Below are 12,454 nucleotides of genomic sequence, written 5' to 3'. Positions count from 1 at the left end.
ATGTTTGCACTTTACTTTTATCCTGCTTCGGTCAAACATAATTTTTGAGTTTATGGCTTGAATCTCTGACTAAAATTATGCCAGTAAATCCTCTCTTTTCTTGGAGGTATTCAAGATAAAATTATAATATAGCAATCCTATTTAAATTGTAATATTTCTGTGGTAGTTAGGAGTCAGGAGTCAGGAGTCAGGACTCAGAATTTTCAAGGTTTTTCGTCAATATTAACTATTATAAAAATTCTCACAAATCATTTAGGATTGCTATATAGCCTTTTCATTTGAAATGCGGAGACAGAGTCTTACTCAAAAGGGAACAGGGAACAGGGAACAGGGAACAGTAAAGAAGAAAAAACAGCATTAAATAGTAGCTTTGCACAATAATTAATGGATACTCAAGACAGGATTTTTTGATTATAAAAAAGCTCAATATAGATTTACATCTCATTTTAAAATACTATATATAATTAGAAGAATACATGAATGTTTAATTGGATTAGGGATAATTTTTTTTATTTTGTTTGTTAGTAGAATATCAATTAATAACTCTAGTAATTGTTTATGAGTGAAGAATTATTTAGATTTTCTTGCCTTCTCAATCACGATTGATTTTAATTTGATAAACAATTGACATTGGGTTTATTGTCGGAAATTTCACACTAACTAAGTGGAATTATCTTTTTCAATTATTTCTCTATACTGATGACTATCTCAAAATGCTACTATAAATTTTGAATTTATGACTTAACTATAGCAGTCCTATGTAATATTTCTGTAGTAATCAGGAGTTAGGAGTTAGGAGTCAGGAGTCAGGAGTCAGGAGTCAGATTTATCGAGGTTTTTCGTCAATCTTAACTATTATAAAAATTCTCACAAATCATTTAGGATTGCTATACTAACTCAGTAACTTTTTCCCTAAAAAATTACAATTAAAATAGAATGGCAAGAGATATAAATTAGTCTTTATTTAGCAAGATGAGTTATACATAAACTTGGATCGAGTAAGTAAAATAAATCTCACTCATCATATAGTGTTTTTATTGGAGAGTTGAAACTTAGATGAGATTTTTTTACACATAATTTGCCGATATTATATAAACATCCTAAATAGTAAAGGTATATCAAGGAAAGTAGGGTTAAGTTGTTAGGGTGCATCTCAATTTTTAATAAAGCCAAAAACTTATCACTTTTAGGCAACAGGCAACAGGGAATAGGGAATATATAGGAAAAAAGTATTTTTGCAAATATGAGATGCACCCAGTTGTTAGATGTTCCTTTTCAGAATAACGTCTTTTTCATAACCTATTTAAAGTCACTATAACAATCCTAAAGTATTTGTAAAAATTTTCAAATATAGTTCAAAATATTTAAGTTTGATAATTGCTATAAGAGACCGCATTATTGATCTCTATTTGTGTTGTGGCAAAATTACAATTACAGAATACATAATATAAACCAGATAATATAGCGGGAATTTGTTGACTATTTTCACTTTTTGTATTTAGGTTTAAGCCCTCATTTATCACCAATTAGCTGATGACTAAATGAAGTCGGAATCAAGATTGAGTGACTAATAAATAATTAAAAGTATGGATAAAACCGCATCAAACCAGATTTTATCTACCTGGCAACTTCTACATTTTTTGAGGAAAATTTGTCTGGACTAACTTTTCTAATTAGTATAGCGTTTTGATAGCTGACTACTAATAACTGAGAGCTAAATGCTTACTCCTAGATAGATTATTTTTTGTCTATAATTTAAAGTAGATAAGTAAATTAGGTCAGAGGTAATGTTATGACTCCAAATCCTGCGATAATAACAGCCGTGGAGAATTTGGACTACCGTGTTACAGTGGGAGATGTGGCGGCTAAAGCTGGATTAGATGTGAAAGTGGCAGAACAAGGATTATTAGCTTTAGCTACAGATGCTGGTGGTCATTTACAAGTATCAGAAACAGGGGAAATTGCTTATTTATTTCCTAAGAATTTTAGGGGTATTTTAAGGAATAAATTCTGGCGGTTAAGATGGCGAGAATGGTGGGAGAAAGTTTGGCGAGTATTGTTTTATTTAATCCGAATTTCTTTTGGTATTTTGTTGATACTTTCTCTTGTAATTATACTGGTGGCTATTGCGATTATTGTGATTTCTCTTAACTCTAGTGGTGATAGAAATGATTCAGGTGGTAGGAGTAATAATTCCGGTGGCGGAATGATGTTTTTCCCTGGGTTTTGGTTTAATCCTAATTGGTTTTTGTTGTTTGATTGGGGTTATTACGATCGCCCCTACAGATATCAACGTCAAAGACAAGAATATCATTCCCAAGGTGAAAAAAATGGGATGAATTTTTTTGAAGCGGTGTTTTCTTTTTTGTTTGGAGATGGCAACCCAAATTACAATTTAGATGATCGACGTTGGTGGGCGATCGCTACTGTGATTAAGAATAATCAAGGGGCGGTAGTTGCTGAACAAATTGCTCCTTATTTAGATGATTTGGGTAAAGGTTATGCTTTGGAATATGAAGAGTATATTTTACCAGTATTAATTCGTTTTAATGGTCGTCCAGAGGTTAGTCCTGAAGGTCAAATTGTTTATCATTTTCCTGAGTTACAAGCAACGGCAAAAGGGTGGAATTCTCAGCCTGTTTCTGCATTTTTAAAGGAAAAACTTTGGCGGTTTAGTGAGGCAACTTCTGGTCAAATAATGTTAGCAACTGGGTTGGGTGCTATAAATTTTGTTGGTGCTTTAGTTTTAGGTTCTTTGCTAGAAGATGGTACAGTAGCAGCTCAGTTAGGAGGATTTATTTCTTTTGTTGAAGTTATTTATCCTCTTCTACTGGTTTATGGTGTTGGTTTTTTAGTTTTACCTTTAATTCGTTATTTTTGGGTACAATGGCAGAATAGTAAAGTAGAGGTACGGAATCAACAAAGACAAAAAAGAGTTATTACTTTGAATCATAGCGATCATCAGTTAAAACAGAAAATTGAATATGCTAAAAAATTTGCTAGTGAAACTATTATTGGTCGCGAAAGTTTAGCATATACAACTGAAAATAGTATCCTAGAACAGGAAACTATTTTCAGTTGTATATGCTAAAAAATTTGCTAGTGAAACTATTATTGGTCGCGAAAGTTTAGCATATACAACTGAAAATAGTATCCTAGAACAGGAAACTGAACAAGCAGATAAAATTGATGCTGAATGGCAAAAAAGATTAAATCAATCAGATACTAAGGAATAAGTTATTTACTTTATTAAACTGAAAATACCTGTGAATATAGAATTATCATATAAATCTAAGCTGAACAAAAGTTGTTTGAGAATAAGCTAATCAATAAAATCATAGATATACCTACATCAGGAGTATTTTTGTATTTCAACAGCTTTAATTAAACCAATCTAACTCTTTTATTTTTAGTAAAATCTAGGTTTTTGAGATTTATTTACTTAACAGTAGAAGTAGAATTTATTGACTTAAGTAGGTAGGCACGAAAAAAACTAACTATGTAACAAAAAGTAAAGTGGCTCTAAAAGTTCTTCCCTTATGCCTTTTGGCCTTTGTCTCCTGCCTTCATCTAACAATAAACTTTAACGTCTACCTACTTAGATTTAGAAAATAATGTCTAAACTTTAATTTTAGCGTATATCAATTCTCGCTAAATTTGCACCTTGGTAATAGTACAACAAAATCTGCTGGTAATTATATCCGTTCCGAGCTAAATTATAAGCTCCCCATTGACTCATTCCTACAGCGTGACCAAAACCTTTTCCAGTAATTTGGAAACTGCTGGGAATTTGTTGGCCTTCATCTTTATTAGGAGTAACTGTAAACCTGGTACTTTTTAATCCCAGAGCTGCTGTAATATCTGTACCTTGAAGAGTTTTAACTCCTGCATCCCCTAAAACTTTGATAGTAATAACACTATTGTGAGGAGTAGTAGTCTGAGGTGTCATAGATATGATATTTCCTACACCTGATATTCGCTGTTTCAATTCTGCTTGAGTAAATGATTCTGTCCATTCATAAACTGGGGCATCTTGATCGAAGTCGGGAACCGCGCGGAGGTAGGGAAGTGGGTTTGACCAAACATCCTCTACATTTTCCGTGTGGCCTCCAGAAGATGAATGGAATAAGGCTAAAATAATTTGACCATTGTAGGTAAGCACTTGACCCTTTGTAGCATCAACAGCAGCATAAGTACCTTGAGACTCTGTTTTAATTCCTTGATATACTTGCCATAGTTGGTCATTGCCTAAGTCGTAGAAATTATTACTATTTTCTTGACGCTTATTCAGAGCATAGGAGCGGGCTGCCACTGCTTGGGCCTTTAGAACTTCTTGAGGCCAATTGCCATTCATTTCTGCTCCAATAACACTATATAGATATTGTTCTATATCAATGTAATTGATCGCTGTAACTCCTGATTTGCTAGGGATAATGTGAGTACGTCCACGATACCACTGATCGCCTATCCATACATAACCTTCTCCTTTGGGTTCGATCCACATTTGACCAGATACCCAGTTTGCCAAAGCAACTTTTCCTGATTTTAATTCGGCGACAAAACCTTTAGTTGGCTGTAGTTCCCCAATAGCTCTACCAGCACCATCTCTAATGGTAGCATTTGTGGAACTTCCTACTTTAACTTCTTTTGCCCCTTCTTGAATGGCAATTCGCAAGACTAGGGAAGCTTGGGCAGGGGCGATCGCTAGTAACCAGAATAGAATGGATGTCCAAAAGTAGTGTTTTAGTGGTTTAATGGAACGATTAATAACTGAAATAAATAGCAATCCAGAACTCATCAGATTTTAGATTTTATATTTAACTTTAAGGTTAACTAATGTAGGCAAAAGCCAGAATAAATCTCACAGGGTAAAATTAGAAAATAATTATCACTGTGGATATACTTATCATATTTTTTTAGTTTATTGAGGAAGTTTGAAGTTTTGCAGGTAACTTTTCTAGGAACTAGCTCTGGTGTCCCGACGCGGTCGCGTAATGTTTCGAGTGTTGCTTTACGCTTGCCTCAACGGGGTGAATTATGGTTGTTTGACTGTGGGGAAGGAACTCAACATCAGTTTCTCCGCAGTGAACTTAAGGTCAGTCAACTGACTCGTATTTTTATTACTCATATGCACGGCGACCATATTTTCGGTCTGATGGGGTTATTAGCTAGTTGTGGTTTGGGGGGCAATGTTAAAAGTATCGATATATATGGCCCCCCTGCTCTGGAGGATTACTTGCAAGGTTGTATTCGATATTCTCAAACTCGTTTGGCTTATCCTTTGAAGATTTACCAATCTAGACCTGGTGTAATTTATGAGGATGATGAATATGTTGTTAGTTGTGGTTATTTAAAACATCGGGTTCCTGCTGTTGGTTATCGGGTAACGGAAAAGGACCGACCAGGACATTTTGATGTGGAAAAGGCTAAAGCTTTGGGTATTCCTCCTGGTCCTATATATGGCAAGTTAAAACGGGGTGAGTGGATTACTTTGTCTGATGGACGCAGAATTAGTGGGGTTGATTTATGTGGGGCACCTCAGATTGGCCGGAAGTTTGTTTATTGTACTGATACTGTTTTTTGTGATGGGGCGGTGGAACTGGCACAGGATGCAGATTTACTTGTTCACGAGGCTACTTTTTCTCATCGGGATGCTGATATGGCTTTTCAAAGATTACATTCTACTTCGACTATGGCTGCACAGGTGGCTTTGGCCGCAGGTGCTAAACGTTTGATGATGACTCATTTTAGTCCTAGATATGCTCCTGGGAATCCGATTTTGTTGGATGATTTGCTACAGGAGGCGCGTGCTATTTTTCCTAATACTGATATGGCTTATGATTTTTTGAGTTATGAAATTCCTAGATTTGATCAGAATTGTCAGTTATAGCAGAAGGAAGAAGGAAGAAGAAAGAAGGGAGAAGGGAGAAGGGAGAAGGTGTTTAGTTATCTAGGACAGAAGGAAGAAGGGAGAAGGCGTTTCGTTATCTGGGACAGAAGGAAAAGTCTTATTTTGTCTAAGTTTTAAACTTGGTGATGCTGCATTGTAATGGTTGTATATTTTCATTATTTTTGTTACGAGGCACGGCAGTGGGAGCATCTTGCTCCCGTGCCAGGTATTCCTTTTTCCGGCGTTGCATAAATGCGGAATTATTTTAATTCATAGTTTTGTGGAATGGGCCTCTTGCCCGTTCCTGATATTTTCAGGGCAGGCAGGGACAGGCAGGATGGAGACAGGTAGGATGCCTGCTCCCACTTAACTTACCACTTATATTCATTCCACCCCTCAGCAATGCCCTTTTTCCTGTATACATTACTATGCAGGACTATCTTAAACTTTTGAACAGTCCTAACCTTTCTTTCGACTGCCATATTATGAGGACTAAATCTTAGGATTATTCATTTTGTGAAGCACCACAGGGGAATAAAATTAGAAGTGGCTTTTGATTTGCTTGGTTTGAGGTTTGAAAATTTTTTTTGATGGCCAAATTTGATTGACATTTACGGATGGGGGTGGTGGGACTTGAACCCACACGACTGTTAAGGTCAACGGATTTTAAGTCCGTAGCGTCTACCATTCCGCCACACCCCCGTTTTTATGTCGAGTGTTGAACTTACTGCATTTGCATAAAAAGCTCATTTATTTATTTAATCACAATGTTCAAATTTTTGGCAAGTCTTTTGAAAAAAAATTTTAAATTTCTTGTATGGCGCTTTGCGCAGGCAACAGGCAATAGGTAACAGGCAACAGGGGAAATAAAAAACCTTTGGCGTTTGCGTAGGATTCCGTAGGGAAATATTCCGCAGGAATCTTATGAGACTTTTAGCTACTGGGTAGTTCCTGCAGTTTGTAAATATACCAGTGCGCACTGTTATGGAAGAAGTTGAGAATAGAAGTTCCTCAAAAAGGGAAAATCAAGGTATTTAAGGCTGGCCAAATCAATTTTAAGTTTGGGCTAAGGTGAAGGTTTAGAGTACTCTCCTGCATCTGGGCCGAGCTTTTCTATCTGGAGGTTTACTCAACTTGAGAATTTTTTTCTCAAAAAACTGAGTCCTGCCAAAATATGCAATAATTTGGAGGGTTGAGGGAAAAATACCCATTAAACTAATAATATATTAAACAGAACACAATTAACTATTGCAATTTCTAAATAAATATTGTTTATGAACTTAGAACTAGACGGGAACCTGATAATTCTAATTATTTATGCAGTCCTAGCAGGAACATACCTTTTGGTAATGCCAGCTATAGTCTATGCTTACTTGAATATGCGTTGGTATGTTGTTAGTTCCTTTGAACGAGGCTTTATGTATTTCTTGATGTTCTTCTTCTTCCCTGGTATGTTAGTTTTGTCCCCATTTTTGAACTTTCGCCCCAGACGGCGACAAATTGAAGGTTAATGCGACGAATTGAGGCTATTGGAATAAGTGTCGGTATTTTTGCTGCTGGTGGTATCCTTTACTTGATATTTCAGGTAGTAGGAGTAAATGGTGTAGATGCTGGTATCTGGACACAAGCTGTATTGGTCGGTGGCTTGGTTGCCTGGCTACTAACTTATTTGTTTCGGGTTAGTAATAGTAATATGACCTATAACCAACAGTTAAAGGATTATGAGGAAGCAGTGATCCAAAAGCGTCTGGAAGAAATGACTCCAGAGGAGTTGGCTCAGTTGCAGGCAGAAGTTGAGCAAGAAAGGGCAGCTCAGAATAAGCAGGAATAATTGAAGAAGGCAGAAGGCAGAAGGCAGAAGGCAGAAGGCAGAAGGAAAAATTGCTCATGGATAGTCAACGACCGACCATTTCGTGTCTTACCAAATAACTAAGGTTTAAAGCTTCTCCTTTAAAAGGGAAAAAAGAAAAAATTTTCCTTAAGCTTCAATCCTCTTCTTTTCAAGGAGAGGTAATTATTAATTATTAATTGTTGAAAACCCCAAGCAATTTGAAGTACCCCCGACGGTAGGGTATTAAACCCGCAACAGATTAACGAAGTCAGAAGTTAACCCACCCCTCGCCCCTCCCCCTCCCAGGAGGGGAAGTAGGGGATTTGAGCAAACCTCCAAAAATATTTGGCCTTAAAAGGCGGGGTTGCGCGACCCAATTATTTTGACAAATTATTTATCCAATATTGAAAATTAAAAATGATTTCAGTTTCTCATCGCTTTGAATCTCTACGCAATTCGGAAAATGGTCGCCAGTGTGCTTTTATTCCTTTTATTACGGCAGGCGATCCAGATTTGGAAACTACGGCCAAAGCTTTGGAGGTATTGGATAATAGCGGGGCCGATCTGATTGAGTTGGGTGTGCCCTATTCTGACCCTTTGGCTGACGGTCCAGTAATTCAGGCTGCTGCTACTCGCTCTTTGGGGCGGGGGACTACTTTGGAGTCGGTGTTGGAGGTGGTGCAGACGACGAGCAAGAAGTTGCGATCGCCAATTATTTTGTTTACTTACTATAATCCGATTTTGTCTCGAGGGGTGGAGAGCTTCCTGAAAAAAGTTTATGATGCTGGTGCTAGGGGTTTGGTTGTGCCGGATCTGCCGTTGGAGGAGGCGGATATTTTGTTGAAACCTGCTGCGGATATTGGGGTTGAGTTGACTTTGTTGGTGGCTCCTACTAGCCCAAAAGAGAGAATAGAGGCGATCGCTCGTCAGTCTCAAGGGTTTATTTATCTGGTGAGTGTGACTGGGGTGACGGGAATGCGTAATCAAGTACAGACCCGGGTTGAAGATTTGTTGGTAGAAATGCGAGGGGTGACAGATAAACCTATTGGTGTTGGTTTTGGCATTTCTCAACCGGAACACGCTGTGCAAGTCAAAAATTGGGGGAGTGATGCGGTTATTGTGGGTAGTGCTGTGGTGAAGCGTTTGGCTGAGGGAACGCCGGATGAGGGTTTGGAGGCGATCGGGCAGTTTTGTCGAAGTTTGAAGGGTGCTATTAGTTTATAGTATGGAAGAAGGAAGAAGAAAGAAGGAAGAAGGAAAAATCTTACATTGTTTGAGTTTTAAGCTGTCGATCTATCCTAACCTTTCCTTAGACTACTATATTATTGTTAGAAGAAGTATTTAGTAGAAGTCTGTTTATTGCCTGAAGAATTAAGAAAGATTTTAATTGGAATTTTTGGCATTGCTGATTCTAGGTATGATTTGAGAATTTTGTATTTGGGATTCTGTGTTTTGGATGGCTTTAGTTACTTGTTAATATTAACTGTTCCCTATTCCCTGTTATTTAGTATTTCTAAAAATTGGTCGGATAGTTGTTGAGAAATTTTCTAGATAAAGATTTTTTCCTATCACTTCAGTAGAGCGATCGCTAGTGTCAAATAGATCGTAAAATTGAGAAATAATTAGAAATTTCCAGTTGTTTTATGTAAGCCGTTGTCCGGTAGTAGGGAGAAGTGAAATTATGAATTATCGTCCAATCATTCTAGGAATTGTCGGTGATAGCGCTGCGGGTAAAACTACTTTGACTAGAGGAATTGCTCAAGTCTTAGGGCCAGAAAATGTGACTGTCATTTGTACAGATGACTACCATCGCTATGACCGCAAACAAAGGGCGGAAATAGGTATTACAGCCCTACACCCAGATTGTAACCATCTTGACATAATGCAGCAACATTTGACTCTGCTGCGTACTGGACAAGCAATTCTTAAGCCCATTTATAATCACTCAACGGGAAAATTTGACCCGCCAGAATATATTAAGCCTAGCAAGTTTGTGATTGTTGAAGGACTATTGGGTTATTCGACTAGGGGGGCGAGAGATTGTTACGATGTGAAGGTGTATCTTGCACCACCAGAGGATTTAAGGGCGAAGTGGAAAGTAAAACGGGATACTATGAAGAGGGGATATAGTGAAGAACAGGTTCTCAAAGAGATGGAAAAACGAGAACCAGATTCGGAGGCTTTTATTCGTCCCCAACGCAAGTGGGCAGATGTCGTTGTTACTTTTTATCCTCCTTCAAATGATGAAAATAGCTCTCAACTTCATGTACGCTTGGTGCTTAGGCCAACTATTCCTCACCCAGATTTTCTAGAGATTATTGGCCAAGGTAGCCCTAGTTTTCAGCCAGCAGTGCGCTTGGGGTTAGACCGGGATATGGGTAAACCAGTGGATGTTTTGGAAATTGATAGTCATGCGACTAAGGAACAGGTAAATGAGTTAGAGATGATTTTATGTCAGGATACCCCTTACTTAAGGGATTTTTGTTCGCCGAAAGGAGATCCAGATCTTGGTAAGTTAGTTGGTACAACTGGGGAACTGCTTCAGAGTTATCCTTTGGCTTTGACTCAGTTACTTGTTGCTTATCATATGATTAAGGCAACTAATATTTATCAGTAATATTTAGTTTTTAACTGTCGTATTCTTGTCATATTTTTTATCACTAAAGTTTGGTTGGATCGGTAGATTAAGTATCAGTAAATATTGAAATAGAAACTATGCTGAACAAAATTTCCGCCGAATAATTTTATGACAATTATGCTATCAAATATTATGATGATGTTGTGTTTAAGGGTAAGTGTAATGCACAGCATTTGAATGAAGCTTTCAAAATATTCCATTGACACAATTATCATCAAGACAGGATTTTAGATATAGGTTGTGGAACAGGGTTTATAAGTGGATGATTGCAGGGAAATTTTGAATATATAGGGATTAATATTTCAGCTAATATGCTAGATTATGCAGCCCAAAAAGGAGGCTACAAAAATACGGAATTCTCTTTTCTCTTGCTCCATTGGATATGACTCTGAGACCTTCCCATTGCACCTTACAGGAAGCTCCGAAGAGAGAACTCCGTTCCGCTGTCGCGAACGACAGCTTTTTATCTCCTTAAAAGAGGAGGGTTTAGACCAAAATTTTTCGGTAAAAAATACAAGTCTTGTGGAGAAGTTCTATGGAAGGTTTATATTGTGGTCTAAGAATTAAAACTTTTGTCAGTCTAGTTATATTTTGAAATAGAAATTATGCTGAACAAAATTTCCGCCGAAGAATTTTATGATAAATTTGCTGATAACTATGATGATGCGATCGAAGACTCTAAGTCTAAAGTACAGTATGTAAATGAAGCGCTTAAAATGTTCCAACAACGCAATTACCATCAAGGCAGTGTTTTAGATATAGGTTGTGGAACTGGACTTCTAAGTGGATTATTGCAGGGAAATTTTGAATATACAGGGATTGATATTTCAGCTAAGATGCTAGAATATGCAGCTAAAAGAGGTTATAAAACTATTCATAAACCGATAGAAACTGCTTTAGCTGAAATTGATTCTCAGTCGTATGATTTTGTTTTTTGTTTGGGTTCATTGTATTTTGTTGAAGATGCTGCAACAGCAATTAAGCATATTTATCGCATTGCTCGTAAAAATATTATAATCAGCTTAGATGAGGCAACTGAGGAATTTATTAAAAACGTTGTTGTGCCAGTTTACGACCATTCAAAAATAGTAATTGAAAATGCTATTGAAGATTATTTTATATTAGGTTGGACTTCTCCAACTACAGGTATTCCTATCCGAACTCGGATGATTTATATTGAGCAAAAAAACTAAGGTAATGGTTTAATTAAGGTTTGACATTTAATATGGCCTATTTATCATACTATATAGGATGGTAAATATAAATAAATTTTGAACTATAAATTATGGTAAATAAAATTTCTGCTGAAGAATTTTATGATGAACTTGCTGCTAACTATGACGATGTGCTAAAAGACCCTAAGTGTAATGTACAACACATTCATGAGGCAGCTAAAATATTCCATCAATATAATTACCATCAAGGTAGTATTTTAGATATTGGTTGTGGCACAGGTTTTCTAAGTGAATTATTACAGGGAAATTTTGAATATACAGGTATTGATATTTCTAGTAAAATTCTAGATTATGCAGCTAAAAGAGGTTATAAAACTATCCACAAATCAATTGAAACAGCTTTACCTGAAATTGATACAAATTCCTACGATTTTGTTTTTTGTCTGGGTTCATTATTATTTGTTGAAGATTCTCAAACAGCAATCGAGCATATTACTCGAATAGCTCGTCAAGCTATTTTGATTAGTATTGATGAGACAACGGAGGAATTTATTAAAAACGTTGTTGTGCCAGTTTACGACCATTCAAAAATTACAATTGAAAATGCTATTGAAGATTATTTTATATTAGGTTGGACTTCTCCAACTACAGGTATTCCTATCAGAACTCGGATGATTTATATTGAACAAAAAAACTAAAGTAATTTCAGTTATCAGTTAGCCTCCTAACGGAGTGCGGGATAGTAAAAATAAATCAATTTTGAACTATAAATTATGGTAAATAAAATTTCTGCTGAAGAATTTTATGATGATTTTGCTGCCAACTATGATGATGTAGTCAAAGACCCCAAATGTAATGCACAACACATGAGGCAGCTAAAATATTCCATCAATATAATTACCATCAAGGTAGTATTTTAG

At 36.6% G+C, this 12,454-nt stretch carries 10 protein-coding genes, 1 tRNA gene and 1 pseudogene; 9 read left to right on the top strand and 3 right to left on the bottom strand.

What is annotated here, in order from left to right; translation table 11 throughout:
* The first annotated feature begins 1,792 nt into the window (after window positions 1-1,792).
* Window positions 1,793-3,236: pseudogene (locus D5R40_RS24935) on the top strand (hypothetical protein).
* A 395-nt stretch (window positions 3,237-3,631) separates the two neighbouring features.
* On the opposite strand, the gene D5R40_RS24930 reads toward D5R40_RS24935, so the two are convergent.
* Entirely contained in the window at window positions 3,632-4,798 is a 1,167-nt protein-coding gene (locus D5R40_RS24930; RefSeq protein ID WP_124155386.1) for a SpoIID/LytB domain-containing protein, read from the bottom strand.
* 144 nt (window positions 4,799-4,942) lie between these two features.
* On the opposite strand from D5R40_RS24930, the gene D5R40_RS24925 reads away from it, so the two are divergent.
* Window positions 4,943-5,890 (top strand): ribonuclease Z, encoded by a 948-nt coding sequence (locus D5R40_RS24925; RefSeq protein WP_124147585.1) that lies wholly within the window; start codon window positions 4,943-4,945, stop codon window positions 5,888-5,890.
* A gap of 127 nt (window positions 5,891-6,017) precedes the next feature.
* Here the strand turns inward: D5R40_RS24925 and D5R40_RS41420 are convergent, their stop codons facing one another.
* Both D5R40_RS41420 and D5R40_RS24920 read right to left on the bottom strand, forming a co-directional pair.
* The gene (locus D5R40_RS41420; RefSeq protein ID WP_275670465.1) at window positions 6,018-6,140 is read right to left on the bottom strand and encodes a hypothetical protein; all 123 of its coding nucleotides are present in this window, start codon (window positions 6,138-6,140) and stop codon (window positions 6,018-6,020) included.
* Window positions 6,141-6,508: 368 nt separating this feature from the next.
* Window positions 6,509-6,592, bottom strand: a tRNA-Leu gene (locus D5R40_RS24920).
* A gap of 572 nt (window positions 6,593-7,164) precedes the next feature.
* On the opposite strand from D5R40_RS24920, the gene ndhL reads away from it, so the two are divergent.
* From ndhL to D5R40_RS24885, 7 genes are all read left to right on the top strand, one after another.
* Complete coding sequence (gene ndhL, locus D5R40_RS24915; RefSeq protein WP_124155385.1) at window positions 7,165-7,401, top strand: NAD(P)H-quinone oxidoreductase subunit L; 237 nt, start codon at window positions 7,165-7,167, stop codon at window positions 7,399-7,401.
* Complete coding sequence (locus tag D5R40_RS24910) at window positions 7,401-7,721, top strand: DUF3007 family protein (protein ID WP_124147584.1); 321 nt, start codon at window positions 7,401-7,403, stop codon at window positions 7,719-7,721. Before ndhL ends, D5R40_RS24910 begins: the two co-directional genes overlap by 1 nt.
* Before the next feature lie 417 nt (window positions 7,722-8,138).
* Window positions 8,139-8,945 carry a tryptophan synthase subunit alpha gene (trpA, locus tag D5R40_RS24905; RefSeq protein ID WP_124147583.1) on the top strand — a complete coding sequence of 269 codons (807 nt, stop codon included), beginning with the start codon at window positions 8,139-8,141 and terminating at the stop codon, window positions 8,943-8,945.
* A gap of 457 nt (window positions 8,946-9,402) precedes the next feature.
* Window positions 9,403-10,338, top strand: a complete 936-nt coding sequence (locus D5R40_RS24900) for a phosphoribulokinase (RefSeq protein WP_124147582.1) — start codon at window positions 9,403-9,405, stop codon at window positions 10,336-10,338.
* Between the two features lie 626 nt (window positions 10,339-10,964).
* Window positions 10,965-11,552, top strand: a complete 588-nt coding sequence (locus D5R40_RS24895; RefSeq protein ID WP_124155384.1) for a class I SAM-dependent DNA methyltransferase — start codon at window positions 10,965-10,967, stop codon at window positions 11,550-11,552.
* 92 nt (window positions 11,553-11,644) lie between these two features.
* Window positions 11,645-12,232 carry a class I SAM-dependent DNA methyltransferase gene (locus tag D5R40_RS24890; protein WP_124155383.1) on the top strand — a complete coding sequence of 196 codons (588 nt, stop codon included), beginning with the start codon at window positions 11,645-11,647 and terminating at the stop codon, window positions 12,230-12,232.
* 75 nt (window positions 12,233-12,307) lie between these two features.
* Window positions 12,308-12,454: a hypothetical protein gene (locus D5R40_RS24885; protein WP_192901307.1), complete on the top strand. Its 147-nt coding sequence runs from the start codon at window positions 12,308-12,310 to the stop codon at window positions 12,452-12,454.

Origin of the sequence: Okeania hirsuta, from assembly GCF_003838195.1 — a bacterium.
In the GTDB taxonomy this organism is placed as follows: Bacteria; Cyanobacteriota; Cyanobacteriia; order Cyanobacteriales; family Microcoleaceae; genus Okeania; species Okeania hirsuta.
This window is presented reverse-complemented; position numbering and strand designations above follow the sequence as displayed.